The organism is Moraxella sp. CTOTU47579 (assembly GCF_032004885.1).
GTDB classification, from domain to species: domain Bacteria; phylum Pseudomonadota; class Gammaproteobacteria; order Pseudomonadales; family Moraxellaceae; genus Faucicola; species Faucicola tetraodonis.
On sequence record NZ_DALZOJ010000016.1, the window covers coordinates 1 to 18,466 of the forward strand.

Below are 18,466 nucleotides of genomic sequence, written 5' to 3' on the forward strand. Positions count from 1 at the left end.
AAGTTCATGCCTTCTTTGTTTCAACCCCGCTTAAAAGTGTTGAGAGTGGGGTTAATTTAATAAATTGCAGATATTGTACACTGATATGTACATTAAATAAAATCAATTGAATATAAATACTATTAAATCAAATACTTATATAGTGAAAATGGTGCGCTCGGCGGGACTCGAACCCACGCCACAGGCTTCGGAGACCTGTACTCTATCCAGTTGAGCTACGAACGCTTTGATTGGGATTGAAAAAAAGCAGTGGGCTATTTTAGCAAACTTTTCGTACAATAAGCAAATCATCAAAATTACTGCTAAAAACTGCTCGGCAAAGTTGATAGCACACATCAAATAAGCATAGCTTTTTCAGATAATTTTCCCTTATAATAGTATGGAAAATAAATCTGTGTAACATTTATCGCATCAATATTGCATCAACGGATACAATCGAGCAATCTAATGGCTCATATTGTCCGTTTTAAAAGTATTACGATAATTTAATTCACCTGTTTGAGAGAACGTGACGAATGAAAAAAGTAGTGATGTTATCAGCGGTTACTATGCTAAGTCTTGCGGGTATCGCTGTCAGCCAAGCTGAGGATAAAGCCAGTGCCCCTGCAGCGGCATCAGCTACCGCTAGCGCTTCAAGTACCGCGACAGCCTCAAGTACTGCAACTGCTTCAGCCCCTGCATCCTCTGCCGCTCCCGCAAAAAAGGAAGCAGAAAAAGCACCTGAAGACCCACCTCAAGTTGCAAAATTGGTTGCATTATACCCAAATCTAATCGCACGTATTGCCCCACAAGGTAAAGTTTGTTTTGAAGGTAAAGAGTGTGATATCACTATTGCCGCTGCATTGGGTGCCGCTGATCCAGATAAACCACGTGAAGGCAAAGTAATTTATGAAGGTGTGTGCCATACTTGTCATACTGCAGGTCTGTTAGGTGCACCAAAATTTGGTGATAAAGGCGCTTGGGGTCCCCGTATCGCTAAAGGTACCGCTACCCTTCACCAACACGCGCTACAAGGCTTTAATGCCATGCCAGCTAAAGGCGGTAACGCTGATTTGCTAGATGTGGAAGTGACCAATGCGGTTGATTATATGGTGTCTCAAGCCAAATAGTCATTTTTAGCCCAGATGAAGCCTATCAACTGATAGGCTTTTTTAATTGTATCATTGATATAATTTAGCTTAACCACTATAAACTTAGTTCACTCAAATCTTTAAACTGTCTAACCCATCCCCATTAAGGTCTCACCTTTAAACAGAACCTGCATTGCTATGGCAAACTTTGACACTACCATCCCTGCTCTAAAAATCTCCCAGCTTACCAAAACCTACCCAAATGGTTTTGCTGCACTCAAAGGCATTGATTTGACCGTACCCCAAGGTGGATTTTTTGCCCTACTTGGTCCCAATGGTGCGGGTAAATCCACCACCATTGGTATTATCAGCTCGCTATTTAAACCCAGCTCAGGCTCGGTAGAAATTTTTGGGGTAGATTTGCTTAAACATCCTGCCAAAGCCAAGCAGTTCTTAGGCGTGGTGCCGCAAGAATTTAACTTTATGCAGTTTGAAAAAATCGAAGATATTTTGATTGCCCAAGCAGGTTATTTTGGTATACCTACCAAGGAATCTCGCCCGCGTGCCGAAAAACTGCTTAAAGCATTGGGGCTTTGGGAAAAACGCGATGACAAAGCGCGTATGCTCTCTGGCGGTATGAAACGCCGTTTGATGATTGCGCGTGCTTTAATGCATCGTCCCAAACTGCTGATTTTGGATGAGCCGACTGCAGGGGTCGATATTGAACTGCGCCGCTCGATGTGGGATTTTATGCAGCAAATTAACACGGAAGAAGGTACGACCATTATTTTAACCACCCATTACCTAGAAGAAGCTGAGCAGCTGTGTAAAAACATTGCTATCCTTGACCAGGGTGAAATTCGTATCAATACCGATATGAAAAGTTTGCTTACCAGCCTTGATGTGGAAAGCTTTGTGTTTGATTTGGCGCAACCTTATCCCGCACGCATTGCGTTAACCAATGTGGTAAAAACCAAGCAGCCAGACCCGTTGACCCTTGAAGTCACGCTCAAAAAAGGTGACAGTTTAAATGATGTCTTTGCCCAGTTAACTGCTCAAAATATTCAGGTAGCGAGTATGCGTAATAAAGCCAATCGCCTTGAAGAGCTGTTTTTGGGGATTGTTGAAAATAATTTGACTGAAAAATTGGAGAATTAACATGGATTTTCAGCACCAGTTGGTTGCATTTAACACCTTGTTAGTCAAAGAAATCCGCCGAATTCTTCGCATTTGGCCGCAAACGCTATTACCCCCTGCCATCACCATGAGTTTGTATTTTATCATCTTTGGTAAAATGATTGGTTCTCGGGTTGGCGATATGGGCGGTGTCTCCTACATGCAGTTTATCGTGCCTGGCTTGATTATGATGTCGGTGATTACCAATAGCTACTCCAATGTGGTATCGAGTTTTTTTGCCACCAAGTTTCATGGTAATATCGAAGAGATGCTGGTCAGTCCGATTTCTAAACATACCATTTTACTGGGTTTTATCGCGGGCGGTTTGTTCCGAGGGTTGACCATTGGCGCGATTGTGACGGTACTCGCGTTGTTTTTTACTCAGTTATCACTGGTGCATGCGTTTGTCACGATTTTTACCGTGGTGATGACCTCGGCATTGTTTTCGCTGGGCGGTATGATTAATGCGGTATTTGCGCGCTCGTTTGATGATATTTCCATCGTACCCAGTTTTGTGTTGACACCCTTGACGTATTTGGGCGGTGTGTTTTATTCACTTAAAGATTTATCGGGATTTTGGCAAAACATATCGCTACTAAACCCCATTGTTTATATGGTCAATGCTTTTCGCTATGGTATTTTGGGTCACTCAGATGTCAATGTATGGTCATCTTTGGTGGCGATTGGGATTTTTACCGCGATATTTTATGGCATTGCGTATTATCTTTTAGCAGATGGCTCACGCGTTCGTTTATAACTTAGATAACTTAGTTAAATTAAAAAAATATGAAACCACTTGAAACTCACGGTATTTTGGGTCAATCCACCCACTATCCAAAAACCTATGCCCCCGATATGCTCTACCCCATTCCCCGCGCATTAGGACGAGCGAACCTAGCGCTGCCTGCTGACGCCTTAAGTATCGGCATGGACTGGTGGCAGGTTTTTGAAATGTCTTGGCTGAATTCACACGGCATGTCACAGGTGGCAATGGCGCGCCTTGCCATCCCTGCCACATCAGACTACATTGTCGAATCAAAATCACTCAAACTTTATTTTAATAGCCTAAATTTCACTGAATTTGACAATCAACAAGCTGTTAAAGCAACGGTGGAAAAAGATTTATCCGCTTGTCTAAAAACCGATGTGACGCTTGAGATTTTTGAGGTAAACATCGCAAATAGCTTACCTATCAGCGCGCCACAGGGTGATTGCATTGACAACGCGTTAGATAATAGCGATAAAAAAATCGCCATTGTCAATGATGTCGATCCTTCAAGCTTAACCGTTGCCCATCAAGGCGCCTCGGATAGCCAGTTACAAATCTTGCATTCGCATCTGCTGCGCTCAAACTGCCCTGTCACCAATCAGCCAGATTGGGGAACACTGGAGATTCAGATAGATAGCCAACCGATTGACCGAGCAGGACTGCTTGAGTATATTTTGAGCTTTCGTCAGCATAATGGCTTTCATGAACAATGCGTGGAGCAAATTTTTAGTGATTTAACCCAAGCCTTTGCGCCAAAAACGCTCATGGTACGCGCATGGTACACACGCCGTGGCGGGATTGATATCAATCCTTGTCGGGTGAGTGATATCAGTTTGTTGCCGCCACCGTCACGGCTTAACCGTCAGTAATAATCGCTAATAATAATCGCCAGTAAGCTAGTCGCATTTTTATCAAAAAAAGCGTATGCTATGTTTTTTCAAAATTTTTCTGCCGCCAACTATATCTAAAAGTTGACGGCAAGCAATACCCAGAAGGATTACCGCATGCAAGCAGTCGGTCAACTCATGCTCGATATTGAAGGCACAGCGCTTAGCCTAGCAGATGAAGCCCTGCTACGCCAACCAGAAGTTGGCGGGGTGATTTTGTTTGGGCGCAATGTAGATAGCCCTGAGCAAGTACGCGAATTGACTGATAGTATGCGTGCCATCAAGCCCAATATTTTAATTGCGGTTGACCAAGAAGGTGGACGTGTCGCTCGCTTGCGCGCAGGTTTTTCGCCGCTACCTGCGATGGGTAAACTCGGTGAAAGGTTTGAGCATGACCCGATCACTGCGCTTGATCTTGCTTATTGTGCGGGCTATTTGATGGCAAGCGAAGTCCTAGCGGTTGGGATTGATTTTAGTTTTGCGCCTGTACTCGATCTCAATGGGGTTAGCCGCGTGATTGGTGATCGCGCGTTTCACGCCCATCCGATTGCAATCACCGCCTTATCTGCTGAATTCATGCGCGGCATGAAGCTTGCCGGAATGGCAACCACGGGCAAGCATTTTCCTGGTCACGGCTCAGTTGCCCCTGATTCTCATGTGGATGATGCCACCGATGAGCGCAGTTATGATGAGATTCGCCAATACGATATGCAGCCATTTATTCGCAACAAGCCTTTACTGGATGCGCTCATGCCCGCTCATGTGGTATTTAGCACAGTTGATAACAAACCTGCAGGGTTTTCATCGATTTGGCTACAACAGATTATTCGTGGCAAACTAGGGTTTAATGGGGTATTGTTCTCCGATGACCTATCGATGAAAGCGGCACATGTTGCAGGTGATGCAGGTGACCGTATTGCGGCTGCCTTAACGGCAGGTTGCGATATGGGATTATTGTGTAATGACCGCCCTGCTGCCTTGGTCGCGCTTGAGCGTTTGCAAAAACAGCCGACACTGCTCAATACCACCAGCCAACATCGGTTATCTACCATGAAAGGTAATATCAAAGGCTGGCGGGGCTCACTAGCGGACTCAGCCAAAGACTGGTCACATTGGCAAAGCAGTCAGCGTAAGGTGCTAGAAAATTTCTTTGCATGACTTTTCTTGAAACAAGAAAATTTAAAACGAGCAACTTTAAAAAAAAATTCGAAAAAAAGCAACTTTAAAAAAAGCAACGCAGTAACGTTGCTTTTTTTGTGGCTACTTTTTCATAGCTATTTTTTTAGCTACTTTTTGATTCATCAATTGACATAGCGTAGTTGACCAATCATTTTTTGCAGATGCTCACTACTTAACTGACTCCAAATGTTATAAAAACAGCCATTGTCAAGCACGAGGTAAGCCAGCATTTTACCCTGTGGGTTATTGCCCTCTCGCCCAAGCGTCACATAACTGCCATCAGCATAGTTTTTATGATAGGCCCAGCCCCCATACAAGTCACGCTTAGACGTCATACCGGCATTGGCTACGCCGTAAGCATTGCGCAAAGGCTTGCCCTTATAGTTCTTCAAATCATATGCCACCGCAAAGCCACCTGAAAAATTGGCAGCGCGTGATTGCGCAGTTTTGATATTGACTGATGAATGATTAGCAATGGCTAAAATTGGGCAATATTTATAATCAGATTGTCGCCATTGCTGGTGGTAAATTGGGCTAACTTGATTACTTTTGAGTGATGCATGCGATTGCCAAGGGGATTTTGGCAGCCTAGTAGCCGCTTGGGCAGTATTGACAACTATGCAGCCACTTATCGCAACACTGGTCATAGCAAGTTGATAAAACATCGTTGTACTTCGTATCATATTCAGGGTCTCACGCCATTTTATTTGAGGTTTTCCATCAGGTAAAGTTACGCTATTGGCAATTTACCTTTACGAGCTTATCTTCTAGTACACTATATGACCCTAGTATATAAAATAGATAATAATTCATCCTAAAAAAGTGTAGCACAACCATTGTTTTTTATAACAAATTTGCAAACGTGATAAATAGATAAGGGAAAAGACAAGGCATAAAAAAAGCCCCTAATTCAATGAATTAGGGGCTTTTTTAAAATATGGGGCGAATGATGGGACTCGAACCCACGACAACCGAGATCACAACCCGGGGCTCTACCAACTGAGCTACATCCGCCATAAGGTAGGTTTTACAGACTAGCAAAATGCGCGCCTGACAGGATTCGAACCTGTGACCACCCACTTAGAAGGCGGGTGCTCTATCCAACTGAGCTACAGGCGCATAAAAAAAGCCTGCTCGGCTCTTGGTTCATCTTTTCAACTTGGGTAAGTTTAAAGAATGAATGGTCGGAGTGAAAGGATTCGAACCTTCGACCCCCTGGTCCCAAACCAGGTGCACTACCAAGCTGTGCTACACTCCGATTGCCTAACTAGGCTTTAATTGTTACTTCAAAACCTTAGCAATGGTAAGCTTAAAGGCTATCATCGCTAAGTGGTGCGTATATTAAAGCAAGTTAGTTAGGCTGTCAACGACTTTTTTCAATATTTTAAAAACAGACGATGGTTGTTAATGCCTATCTTTTGAGCGTGGCACCAAACGCCAACATTCGATCTAGGGGTTTTTTAGCTTGTTCGATTAGCTGCGCATCAACAAAAATCTCGTGCGGTACGGCGTCAGGCGTGCCTACTTTCTCCAGTGCATGGATGATTTGGTCTAAATCACTCATCGCCATCCACGGGCAGTGCGCACATGAACGACAGGTTGCACCTTCCCCACGCGTCGGCGCTTCGATAAACACCTTATCTGGCGCTGCTTGCTGCATTTTATAAAAAATACCGCGATCCGTGGCGACGATGAACATCTTGTGCGGTAGGGTTTGCGCCGCTTTAATCAGCTGACTGGTGCTACCCACAGCATCTGCCATCTGGGTCATCTCAATCGGTGATTCTGGGTGCACTAGCACCGCCGCATCGGGGTACATCTCTTTCATGGTTTTTAGGCTGCGGCTACGGAACTCTTCATGCACGATACAAGCGCCATCCCACAGTAGCATATCTGCGCCCACTTTTTGCTGGATATAACGCCCCAAATGCTGGTCAGGTGCCCAAATGATTTTTTCACCTTGGCTGTCTAGATGGTCAATGAGCTCAACCGCGATACTCGATGTCACCACCCAATCTGCCCGCGCTTTAACAGCCGCTGAGGTGTTGGCATACACGACCACAGTACGGTCAGGATGCTGGTCACAAAACGCGCTAAAATCTTCAATCGGACAACCCAAATCTAGTGAGCAAGTGGCTTCTAGCGTTGGCATTAATACCGTTTTTGCAGGACTTAGGATTTTAGCGGTCTCACCCATGAATTTGACGCCTGCAACAATCAGCACATCGGCATCACTATCACGCCCAAACCGCGCCATCTCTAAACTATCCGATACGATACCGCCTGTGGCTTCGGCAATTGCTTGGATTTTTGGGTCGGTGTAATAGTGAGCAATTAACGTGGCATTATGCTGTTCTAACAAATCGGCAATGCGCTGTTTTTTTTCTGCAAATTCGGCATCATCAATCTCAATATCTTGGGGTATACCGAGCTTATCGAGATGTTGTTTAACAATATCTTTGGCAGACACTGCTATCAGTTGCTCATTATTCGCTAATAGAGGATTGGATGGCTGGGTAGTTGCTTGCGGTGTACTTGATTGTTGCATGAAAAACTCCTTCTCATGAGATGACTTACCCATGTCTATCACAGGTAAGTAGCAATTCATTGATTCTCCTGCTGTTACTATAGCAAACTTTTTTGCGCAAGGTGAATCAATTGCGACTAGTAACTGATATAAGGGTAATTTGGCTAAATTAAATACTGGGACCCATTAAAATATTATTGAGCCTCAATCATGACGCTTTTGCCTTTACCAAACCTTTTAACAGCGCGCGCTCGCTATAGCCGATTAAGCCAATATAGACCAGTAATAAGGTATTGGATAACCAAAAATTCATTTGAAAAGCACTGACGATTATCACACTAAACAGCATTAGCGTACCCAAAAAGAAAACGATTTTTTTGGTTTGGTAAGGTATTGGATAAAAATGCTGTCCAAGCGCGTACGATACTATCATCATGAGGAAATAAACAAAAAGCGTCACCCACGCCGACACCATAAAGCCGTATTGTTTTAAAAACAGCATATGGAGCAAAATAGTCAATCCTGCCCCAAGCCACGAGATGGCTGAGCCAATCCCAGTACGGTCAGTTACCTTATACCAAGTTGATAGGTTGTAATAAATCCCAAAACATAGGTTTGCAATGACGATAATCGGTACGATATTAATCGCTGTCCAATAACTGGGGTCGGTGATAAATAACCGTTTAAGCCATGAAATATTGGCAATAATCCCAAGCGCCACCACCGATGCAAATAAAGCAAAATACTCCGTCATCATGGCATACGTATGTTTGGCATTGGCGTGGTGCATTTGTTTAAATAAAAACGGCTCAATCCCCATCCGATAGGCGGTCACAAACAAAGTCATTAACACCGCCAATTTATAGCAGCCGCCGTATGCCCCCGCATCGCCTTTATCAATCATATAATATTGGATGATTTTATCGAAGTTTTCATTCACCATAAACGCCAACCCTGCCAGCATGACCGGATAAGAATAACGAATCATACGTTTGAACAAGGCTTTATCAAAATGTAAGCGTACTTTTTTGATAATTGGGAACAGCATCATAAAAGTGGCGAGACTGGCAACTAAATTGGCAAAGAACGGATACGCCACTTGCTCGGTCAAGCCGAAACTTTTGGCAGCATCAATAGGCACAAAGCGAAATAGGGCAATAACCACCACAGTCTGTATCAAAATCGACACTACCCGCACCACCGAATACTTCACAGGCTGGTTGTGATAACGTAGCCAAGCAAACGGAATGGTACAAATTGCATCAAAAAACGCAATCCAAGCAAACCAACGCAAAAATTCAGGATGATTGCCATAATCCATCAGGATTGATAGCGGATTGCTAAAGAGCAACACCATGACCAAAAAACTGCCTGCCAACATGGCAATAAACCAAAACGCCGTGCTAAACACATTTTTTTCGGCGGCGCCTGTTTTATCTTCTCCTGAAAAGCGAAAATAAGATGTTTCAAAACCAAAAGTGAGCACAATATTGATAAAAGCAATCCAAGCATATAGGCTGGTAAAGATAGCAAAGGCTTCTTTATCAATGTAATTGATATACAACGGATTGAGTAAAAAGGTAATGACACGGGGTAAAATCGCACCGATACCATAGATAATGGTTTCACCTAACAGTCGTTTGATATTCACAGGCTATCCAAAGTTAATGTCGCTTGATGGGTTTTAAGGTTGGCTAATAATAAGGCTTTTGGCGTTGTAGCGCTAACAAAGCGTGTTGCACTTCTTGCACTTTTTTCTCGGTCAATAAATTGCTGATATTAATCCAAATCCAGTGAAAGCCATACCCGCCGTCCTGCATTTCAATTTTGGCATGCTCAATCGTCCAGTTTTGTACCAAAATGCGATACATAGCAACGGTAATACCCGTGCGATCTGAGCCGTGATAACAATGCACGAGCACCTTGTCGCCACGCGCTTGGTGCCACAAAATATCATACAAAATTTCAGCAAGTTGCTGCGGCTTAATCGCCCAAGTCATCAATGGGTGATTGATAAAGGTCAGCGGTAAGTTGGCTAAATTTTCTTCGTTATCATCGCGATCAAAAAATCGTAAATTGATAAGCGTATTGATGCCGTATTGCTGGATAATACCGATATCATCGGGCGTTAGCTGCTCACTACGAAACAGCTGCTCATCGATTTGATAAAGATTGGCATGTTGACACCGTAATTTTGCCCAAGTAGCGGGACGAAAATGCTGCGTAAATGGCATGTCATTGACCTAGTGGTATGATGAATTTATGCGACATAATAGCTTAAAGTGGACAAAAACGCACCGAAATTTACCTGTAAAAAAACCCAATCGATATTGGGTTTTTTGACGTAATTAACAGCAATTGTTAGCTAAAGAAGTTTCACGCTTAAACATCCAAGTAATCTAGGATACCTTTAGCGGCCTCACGACCTTCCCAAATCGCGGTTACCACCAAGTCTGAACCCCGCACCATATCGCCACCTGCGAAGATTTTTGGATTCTTAGTTTGGTACTTATAAGTTTGTAACTCAGGTGCAATCACCCGTCCACTATTATCCATCTCGATGCCTTGGGTGGTAAACCACTCAGCTGGGCTAGTACGGAAACCAAATGCCATAATCACCGCATCGGCTGGCAAGATTTCTTCTGAATTGGGAATAGGCTCTGGGCTACGGCGACCACGGTTGTCGGGTTCGCCAAGTTTAGTAGTCACTACTTTAACACCGGTTACTTTACCATTTAAACCGATAATTTCAATCGGCTGACGGTTAAATAAAAACTGTACGCCTTCTTCACGCGCATTACGCACTTCACGGCGTGAGCCTGGCATATTCTCTTCATCACGGCGGTAGGCACAAGTCACAGAAGTTGCACCTTGGCGGATACTGGTACGGTTACAGTCCATCGCGGTATCACCACCGCCAAGGACGACCACTTTTTTACCTTGTAGGTCGATGTACTCTTGTGGGTTCGTTTCCCAACCTTGGCAGCGGTTGACGTTTGCGATTAAAAAATCTAACGCATCATACACGCCAGATAGCTCTTCACCGGCATAACCGCCACGCATATAGGTATAGGTACCCATACCCATAAACACCGCGTCATACTCACTGAGTAACTCATCAATGGTGACATCTTTACCAATCTCGGTATTTAAACGAAATTCAATGCCCATGCTTTCGAACACTTCGCGACGACGACGCATGACATTTTTTTCCATTTTAAATTCTGGAATACCAAAGGTCAGTAGTCCGCCAATTTCAGGGCGTTTGTCAAACACCACAGGTTTGACGCCATTACGGACCAATATGTCAGCACAGCCAAGACCCGCAGGACCTGCGCCAATCACCGCAACTTTTTTATCCGTCCAAGTCACACCGCTCATATCTGGACGCCAGCCTAGCGCAAACGCAGTATCGGTGATGTATTTTTCCACGTTCCCAATGGTGACCGCCCCAAAGCCGTCATTGAGGGTACAAGCCCCTTCACACAGACGGTCTTGAGGACATACTCGCCCACAGACTTCCGGCAACGTGTTAGTTTGGTGACATAAATCTGCCGCTTGGAAAATATGACCTTCGGTAGCCAGTTTTAGCCAGTTTGGAATGTAGTTGTGAACGGGACATTTCCATTCACAGTAAGGGTTACCACATTCAAGACAACGGTGCGCTTGGTCAGTTACGTTGTCTTGCTCAAATGGATAGTAAATCTCAACAAACTCGTGAGTACGGGTATTAATGTCTTTTTTTGAAGGGTCGACACGTGCGACGTCTAAAAACTGAAAATCGTTGTGTAATCGTTTTGCCATGCCCCAATGCTCCTAAAGCAATGCTCCTAAGTGAGTGGTATCCAGCGATTCACTGTATACCGACCTGCTTGACAGCGAACTTTTAAAATTTAAGTTAAAGGTAGAGCGCTGGTCACGCGCTACCTTTAGCAATCCAATATCATCAAATTATGCTACACAATCGCTTATTGTGGGTCTGCCATGGTCGTTTTTAGTAGCGAAGTAATGTTCGCGGCTTTTGGTTTGACCAAATAGAACTTACGAACATAATGCTCAAAGTCGTCAAGGATGGTTTGACCCCATTGGCTACCTGTTTTTGCTACGTGAGTTTTGATAATCGACATCAAGTTGATACGGTGATTTTCTGTTTGCTCACTTGAAATACGATGCATATCGATAAGCTCATGGTTACAACGGTCAAAGAAATCGCCATCTAAATCAAGTACGTAAGCAAAACCCCCTGTCATACCAGCACCGAAGTTGAGACCGGTTTTACCCAACACCGTCACCACACCGCCCGTCATGTATTCACAGCAGTGGTCACCGGTACCTTCAACCACCGCAAAACAACCTGAATTACGCACCGCAAAACGTTCACCGGCAGTACCTGCTGCATATAGATGACCGCTTGTGGCACCATACAAACAGGTGTTACCGATGATAGCGGTTTGCTGGCTAGCAAAAGTCGAACCTTTTGGTGGGTAAATCACGATTTCACCCCCTGCCATGCCTTTACCTACGTAGTCGTTGGCATCCCCTTCAAGCTTAATGTTTAAACCGCCTGCATTCCACACACCTAAACTTTGACCCGCGGTGCCGGTTAAGTGCAAGTTGATTGGCGCGCTTGCCATACCATTGTTGCCATGCAGCGCAGCAATCTCCCCTGAGATACGCGCACCGATGGAACGGTCACAGTTGCCAATACGATAGCTAAAGTCACCACCTTTGGCTGATTTGATGGTCTCCATCATATCGATAACCATTTGCTCAGCAAGCAAGCCTTTGTCAAATGGCTCATTGCGCTCAACTTGGCAAGTTTGTGGTTTGCCATCGCCTTTGCTATGGGTAAATAATAGCGGCGCTAAGTTTAGGTGTTGTTGCTTGTTGGTAGTGCCTGACATGGCTGATAGCAAGTCGGTGCGACCCACAAGCTCTTCCATTGAACGCACGCCCAATGCCGCTAACCACTCGCGGGTTTCTTGTGCCACAAATCTAAAGAAATTAATCAGCATCTCTGCTTCACCGATGAAATGCTCATCGCGCAGTTCTGATTTTTGCGTTGCCACGCCCGTTGGGCAGTTATTTAGGTGACAGATACGCAGGTATTTACAGCCCACGGCAATCATCGGCGTGGTACCAAAACCGAAGCTTTCCGCTCCCAGTATTGCTGCTTTTACTACGTCTAAACCCGTTTTTAAACCACCATCTGTTTGCACGCGTACTTTATGACGTAACCCGTTGACACGAAGCGATTGGTGCGCTTCAGATAAGCCCAATTCCCAAGGCGAGCCTGCATAGTGAATTGACGACAAGGGTGACGCTGCGGTACCACCATCATACCCTGAAATGGTAATCAAATCGGCATACGCTTTTGCCACACCCGTTGCAATGGTACCTACGCCTGGGCGCGACACCAATTTGACTGACACAAGCGCGTTTGGATTGACTTGTTTTAAGTCAAAAATTAGCTGCGCCAAGTCTTCAATCGAATAAATATCATGATGTGGCGGTGGTGAAATCAAGGTCACACCTGGCACTGAGTAACGCAAACGCGCAATTAAGCTATTTACTTTACCACCCGGCAACTGACCGCCTTCACCGGGTTTTGCCCCCTGCGCGATTTTAATCTGCATGACTTCTGCAGAACGCAAGTAGGCCGGCGTGACCCCGAAACGACCTGAGGCGACTTGTTTGATTTTTGAGTTACGAATCGTGCCATAACGTGTGGGATCTTCACCGCCCTCACCCGAGTTTGAACGTCCGCCAATCGTGTTCATCGCGGTTGCAATCGCCTCGTGTGCTTCTGGCGACAAGGCGCCTAATGACATACCTGCTGAGTCAAAGCGTTTTAGGATTTGTTCAATGGGCTCAACGTCATCAACACTGATGGATTTGCTGGTATCTAACTGCAGCAAATCACGTAACGTCGCGACAGGACGGCTGTTGACAATCGACGCATATTCTTTGTAGTTTTCGTAGTCGCCCGTGCGTACCGCTTTATGTAGCGCTTGAATCACATCTGGGTTGAAGGCGTGGTATTCTTTGTTAAAGACGAATTTTAACAAGCCGCCTTGGTCAAGCGGTACTCGTTTGGTAAAGGCGTTTTTTGCCAAGATTTGTTGGTCAATCGCCAAATCGTCAAACGTGGCACCTGAGATACGGCTTTCAACCCCAGTAAAACAAAGCTCAACCACTTCTTCTGATAAACCCACCGCTTCGAACAATTGCGCACCGCGGTAAGAAGAGACGGTCGAAATACCCATTTTTGATAGGATTTTTAACAAGCCTTTATCCAAGCTTTTGCGGAAGTTGTTTTTGGCGTACAACGGGTCACCAAGCAAGTCGCCTTTATCGACCAAGTCTGCAATCACATTGTAAGCCAAGTATGGATAAACCGCGGTAGCACCAAACCCTAACAAGACCGCTAATTGGTGCGAATCACGTACCAAACCTGTTTCGATGATTAAGTTGGCATCTGCGCGTAAACCCACATTAATCAAGTGATGATGCACCGCACCTGTCACCATAATGGCATTGGCAGGTACTTTACCTTTCTCGATATTGCGGTCAGATAATACAATCAATACTTTACCTGCACGTACCGCTTGTGCAGCTTGCTCACAGATGTGTTTGATGGCATCGTCTAATGGCATTGATTCATCATAATTTAAATCAATGGTTTCAATTTCAAAACCTGGTTTTGTGACGCTGCGCAGTTGCATCATTTTGCTCGATGACAACACAGGCGATGACAACACGATACGGTTGGCATGGTCTGGCGTGGGTTCAAAAATATTCTTTTCGCTACCCAAACAAGTTTCCAATGACATGACAATCGCTTCGCGCAGAGGATCGATTGGTGGGTTGGTAACCTGAGCAAATTGTTGACGGAAGAAATCAGCGACGTGACGAACTTGTTTTGACAGTACCGCCATCGGGGTGTCATCGCCCATCGAACCAACGGCTTCTTGACCGTTTTCGGCTGAAGGACGGATGATTTCTGTGCGTTCTTCATTGGTGATATGAAACATTTTTTGCAGTGCTAACAGGTTCTCGCCTGTTTCACGTTGCTCGTAAGCTTTTTCTTCTAGCTGTTCATCATCCCGTAGACGTACCGCATTTTCCCGTAACCATAGCCGATATGGGTGGGCTTTTTTCAGCTGACGACCCACTGCTTTGGTGTCCATGATGTTACCAGTTTCAGTGTCAATTACTAGCATTTGCCCCGGTCCGACGCGACCTTTAGCAATCACGTCTTCAGGTTGATAATCCCAAGTGCCGATTTCTGAAGCCACGGTGATATAGCCATTTTTGGTAGTCACCCAACGTGATGGACGCAAACCATTGCGGTCAAGCATACAAACCGCATAGCGACCATCTTGGATGACTAGACCGGCTGGACCATCCCACGCTTCCATGTGCTGTGAGTAAAACTCATAAAACGCGCGTAAATCCATGTCCATCGTGTCAACATTTTGCCATGCTGGCGGCACAAGGATAGAAAGCGCACGGAATAAATCCATGCCCCCTGACACCAGTACTTCAAGCATATTGTCTAAGCTTGATGAGTCAGAGCCCACACGGTTGACTAGTGGCTGTAATTCTTGCAGCTCTGGAATCAAATCGGTGACAAATTTTGGCGTACGAGCGACCGCCCAGTCACGGTTACCGTCAATCGTGTTTAATTCACCATTGTGGGCAAGATAGCGAAAAGGCTGTGCGAGTGGCCATCTTGGTAGGGTATTGGTTGAGAAACGTTGGTGGAATACCACAATGTGTGACGCCAAACGTTCGTCTTGCAAATCCAAGAAGAACGCGGGCAAATCAGCAGGCATGACTAAGCCTTTATAGATAACCACTTGTGAGGTCAATGACGTCACATAAAACAACGGGTCATCTTTCAGTTCGATTTCTGCTTTGCGGCGTGCAACGAATAATTTACGGTTAAAGGTTGCCTCGTCCATATTGATGGGGCAATTGACTAAAATTTGTTTAAAGCCTGGGAGTGATTCACGGGCAATGTCACCGACGATGCTTAAATCAACCGGCACATCACGCCAGCCAGCGACTAGCAAACCTTGTGCTTCAATCGCTTGGCTTAGGGTATCTTGGCTATGCTGTGCTAACGCTTTATCAAGGTTAACAAATACCGTGCCGACGGCAAAAATTTCGTTTAGGGTAAAGCCATTGTCTGATGCGATTTTTTTAAAAAACACTTTGGGCGTCGCAATCAATAGACCACAACCATCGCCTGTCTTACCATCGGCTGCCACGCCACCGCGGTGGGTCATACAGCTTAAACTATGAATCGCTGTTTGCACTAAGTCATGACTAGCTTCACCATGGGTATGCGCAATCAAACCAAACCCACAGTTGTCTTTGAACACATCGGGTTGGTAAAGATTATGCTGATCTGAATACTGATTTAAAGACATAAGCGTGTTCCCTTAACAAGCTGGTAGCAAAGAAATGGGCATACTATAAATATGTGCAATGTTTGCTATTGAATCATAAAAGATTGGAATAGATAACCGTCATGTTTGTTATCTATATGTACCATAAGAAATAAAAATGATACCCTTCGTTATATTAACGAAAAAGGGTAAAAAAATCCACTGTTATTTGAACCCCAAAACTAACCAATTCATCTAAAGTCACTAGTTAGCTTGGGACTTCTGCTTGATTAACTCGCCCATGCTATCCTTTGAGGCATCTTTGGATTTTTGCTTTTCTTCAGACGGCTTGCTGTGGGTTTGTTTGGGTTTAACGTCCGCATTATCATTCTTGCTATTGATAACTTTTGGTTCTGAACGGGTGGTATTTGAGTCGTTACTGTTGCTTTCAGCAATCACTTTACCTTCTTGAATAGAAAGGGTCTCTTGCGGATTGACTGACTTTTCAATGCTGGTTTTTGGTGCTACGCGTTTTGGTTCTGCTGCTGTGGGGGTCGCAGCTTGTGGTTGCCGTTCAACTTTAGCTTTTGGTGCGGGCAATAATTTTGGTGTGGCGTTTAGCTTGACTTCCCGCGCGGCTGTCTTACCGACATCACGAAGTGGCGGCGCGACTTCATACTCATCCATTTGTGGGGCATACATTTTAAATTCTTCAGGAAATGCCTTAACTTCTTTTGGTAAATTAAAATTCACTACTTTAGCTGCGCCAACCGCTTCTTGTACTGAGCCAAATACGCCATAAGTGACCACAAAGCGTTTTTGGTTATGGGCATCGACGATACGAAAATAATTAAATTTATCACGATCGTCACGGCTATTTAGGTAATCGGTGACCACTTCGTGCTCCACCACGTTCATGACTTGAACTGTCCATTTCCCGTTATTGGCCTTGATAAAGCGACTGTCCTTAAATTCTTTGGGATAGTTGCGCATATCACGAATCACGGCATCAAATTTGATGGGTCTAACTTCGGTATTAAGCTCTTCAGGTGGTTTTGCCAATAGTAGCGCGGTGGGATCTTGATTTTGATTGGCATTACTCGCCGCTTTCACCGCACTTTTGGCAGGCTTTACCGCAGAGGCAATCCACACCACGACCGTCAAGCCCCCTGCAATCGCCGCTAAAATCAGCCAAGTGGTCACTTTAAATGCCCATGAACGATACAGCGTAGATAAAGAATGCACCATAAAACAACCTTCTGTCTGAGGTAAGGTTAACGCCCGATAGGACGCTTTAACCCATCTATAAAATTTATATCAATTAGCTTTGTCAGTTAAAGCCAGCACGTCTGTCAATAACGCTGGATCATACGCTGACGTCAATACCGCTTGTCCCAATTGTTCTAGTAATACTAGACGAATTTTGCCGGATTTGACTTTTTTATCATGACCCATCAAATCCAGCGCCGTATTGACCTCGATGGCTGGCGGATGGGTGGGTAAATCAGCACGGGCGATTAAAGAGCTAGCTCTGTCAACATCATCCGCGCTAAGCCACCCTTGTTTTTGTGACAATTGCATCGCTTGAATCATGCCTACCGCGACTGCTTCACCGTGTAGCCAATTGCCATAACCTTCATGTGTTTCAATCACATGACCAAAGGTATGACCAAAATTAAGCAGCGCACGCTTATTGGCTTCAAACTCATCTTGCGCCACAATATCCGCTTTATGCTGGCAAGAAATCAGTACAGCTTGGGCTAACAAATTCAAATCGAGCGTGCGTAACGACGTCATATGGGTTTCAAGCCAAGCCAAAAAAGCCACATCGCCGATTAACGCGTATTTGATAACTTCCGCTAACCCTGCTGACAACTCACGCGGTGGCAAGGTTTTTAACGTGGTCATATCTGCCAAAACAAGACGCGGCTGCCAAAACGCGCCAATCATATTTTTGCCCAAGCGATGATTGATGCCTGTTTTGCCGCCGACGCTAGAATCCACTTGCGATAACAACGTTGTGGGAATTTGGATAAAATCGACACCGCGCATAAAACTTGCTGCCGCAAAACCCACCATATCACCAATGACACCACCGCCAAGGGCTATCAGCGTACAGTCACGGTTAAAGTGATTTTCCATTAACTGATCATAAATACTATCAATGCTTTGCTGGGTTTTATATTGCTCACCATCAGGTAAAATACAAGTTTTAATGAGTTTATCGGCAGGCAGACGTGCGACGAGCTTGTCAAGATATAAGGGTGCAACTGTCTCATTGGTGACAACCAATATTTGTTTGCCACCAATATAGTCAGCAAAATCAAAGGTTTCGATGAGATTTTCCCCAATAAAAATGGGATAGTCGTGTGAACGTGTATGGACAATTAACTCACGGCGCATGGCAGTATTCATATCAATGTTATCTTTTTAGCATCTAGCAGGTTGTCATCAATTAGCTT

At 44.8% G+C, this 18,466-nt stretch carries 13 protein-coding genes and 4 tRNA genes; 5 read left to right on the forward strand and 12 right to left on the reverse strand.

Going from position 1 to position 18,466, the window contains the following annotated elements; genetic code table 11:
- Window positions 1-149 precede the first annotated feature (149 nt).
- A tRNA-Arg gene (locus tag RTP55_RS09415) sits at window positions 150-225 on the reverse strand.
- A 290-nt stretch (window positions 226-515) separates the two neighbouring features.
- Between RTP55_RS09415 and RTP55_RS09420 the strand changes: the two genes are divergently transcribed.
- From RTP55_RS09420 to nagZ, 5 genes are all read left to right on the forward strand, one after another.
- Window positions 516-1,109, forward strand: a complete 594-nt coding sequence (locus RTP55_RS09420) for a c-type cytochrome (RefSeq protein WP_076774537.1) — start codon at window positions 516-518, stop codon at window positions 1,107-1,109.
- 159 nt (window positions 1,110-1,268) lie between these two features.
- Window positions 1,269-2,228 (forward strand): ABC transporter ATP-binding protein, encoded by a 960-nt coding sequence (locus RTP55_RS09425; protein WP_312385756.1) that lies wholly within the window; start codon window positions 1,269-1,271, stop codon window positions 2,226-2,228.
- A gap of 1 nt (window position 2,229) precedes the next feature.
- The gene (locus RTP55_RS09430) at window positions 2,230-3,003 is read left to right on the forward strand and encodes an ABC transporter permease (protein ID WP_007116373.1); all 774 of its coding nucleotides are present in this window, start codon (window positions 2,230-2,232) and stop codon (window positions 3,001-3,003) included.
- Between the two features lie 29 nt (window positions 3,004-3,032).
- Entirely contained in the window at window positions 3,033-3,884 is an 852-nt protein-coding gene (gene queF / locus RTP55_RS09435; protein ID WP_312385758.1) for an NADPH-dependent 7-cyano-7-deazaguanine reductase QueF, read from the forward strand.
- Window positions 3,885-4,019: 135 nt separating this feature from the next.
- On the forward strand, window positions 4,020-5,060 hold the full coding sequence (gene nagZ, locus RTP55_RS09440; RefSeq protein WP_312385759.1) for a beta-N-acetylhexosaminidase: 1,041 nt from the start codon (window positions 4,020-4,022) through the stop codon (window positions 5,058-5,060).
- 143 nt (window positions 5,061-5,203) lie between these two features.
- Here the strand turns inward: nagZ and RTP55_RS09445 are convergent, their stop codons facing one another.
- From RTP55_RS09445 to aroB, 11 genes are all read right to left on the reverse strand, one after another.
- The gene (locus RTP55_RS09445; RefSeq protein ID WP_312385760.1) at window positions 5,204-5,746 is read right to left on the reverse strand and encodes a hypothetical protein; all 543 of its coding nucleotides are present in this window, start codon (window positions 5,744-5,746) and stop codon (window positions 5,204-5,206) included.
- A gap of 273 nt (window positions 5,747-6,019) precedes the next feature.
- Window positions 6,020-6,095, reverse strand: a tRNA-His gene (locus RTP55_RS09450).
- Between the two features lie 31 nt (window positions 6,096-6,126).
- Window positions 6,127-6,200, reverse strand: a tRNA-Arg gene (locus RTP55_RS09455).
- Window positions 6,201-6,262: 62 nt separating this feature from the next.
- A tRNA-Pro gene (locus RTP55_RS09460) sits at window positions 6,263-6,339 on the reverse strand.
- A 153-nt stretch (window positions 6,340-6,492) separates the two neighbouring features.
- Entirely contained in the window at window positions 6,493-7,629 is a 1,137-nt protein-coding gene (gene nadA / locus RTP55_RS09465) for a quinolinate synthase NadA (protein WP_312385761.1), read from the reverse strand.
- Between the two features lie 187 nt (window positions 7,630-7,816).
- Window positions 7,817-9,259: a lipopolysaccharide biosynthesis protein gene (locus RTP55_RS09470; RefSeq protein ID WP_312385763.1), complete on the reverse strand. Its 1,443-nt coding sequence runs from the start codon at window positions 9,257-9,259 to the stop codon at window positions 7,817-7,819.
- A gap of 43 nt (window positions 9,260-9,302) precedes the next feature.
- Complete coding sequence (locus RTP55_RS09475) at window positions 9,303-9,842, reverse strand: tyrosine-protein phosphatase (protein ID WP_065253758.1); 540 nt, start codon at window positions 9,840-9,842, stop codon at window positions 9,303-9,305.
- A gap of 148 nt (window positions 9,843-9,990) precedes the next feature.
- Window positions 9,991-11,412 carry an FAD-dependent oxidoreductase gene (locus RTP55_RS09480; RefSeq protein WP_036597723.1) on the reverse strand — a complete coding sequence of 474 codons (1,422 nt, stop codon included), beginning with the start codon at window positions 11,410-11,412 and terminating at the stop codon, window positions 9,991-9,993.
- A 164-nt stretch (window positions 11,413-11,576) separates the two neighbouring features.
- A complete protein-coding gene (gene gltB / locus RTP55_RS09485) occupies window positions 11,577-16,046 on the reverse strand; it encodes a glutamate synthase large subunit (protein ID WP_312385764.1) in 4,470 nt (1,489 codons plus the stop codon).
- A gap of 222 nt (window positions 16,047-16,268) precedes the next feature.
- Window positions 16,269-17,252, reverse strand: coding sequence for a hypothetical protein (locus RTP55_RS09490; protein WP_312385765.1), 984 nt, complete (start codon window positions 17,250-17,252; stop codon window positions 16,269-16,271).
- Window positions 17,253-17,321: 69 nt separating this feature from the next.
- Window positions 17,322-18,419, reverse strand: coding sequence for a 3-dehydroquinate synthase (aroB, locus tag RTP55_RS09495; RefSeq protein WP_312385767.1), 1,098 nt, complete (start codon window positions 18,417-18,419; stop codon window positions 17,322-17,324).
- Between the last annotated feature and the right edge of the window lie 47 nt (window positions 18,420-18,466).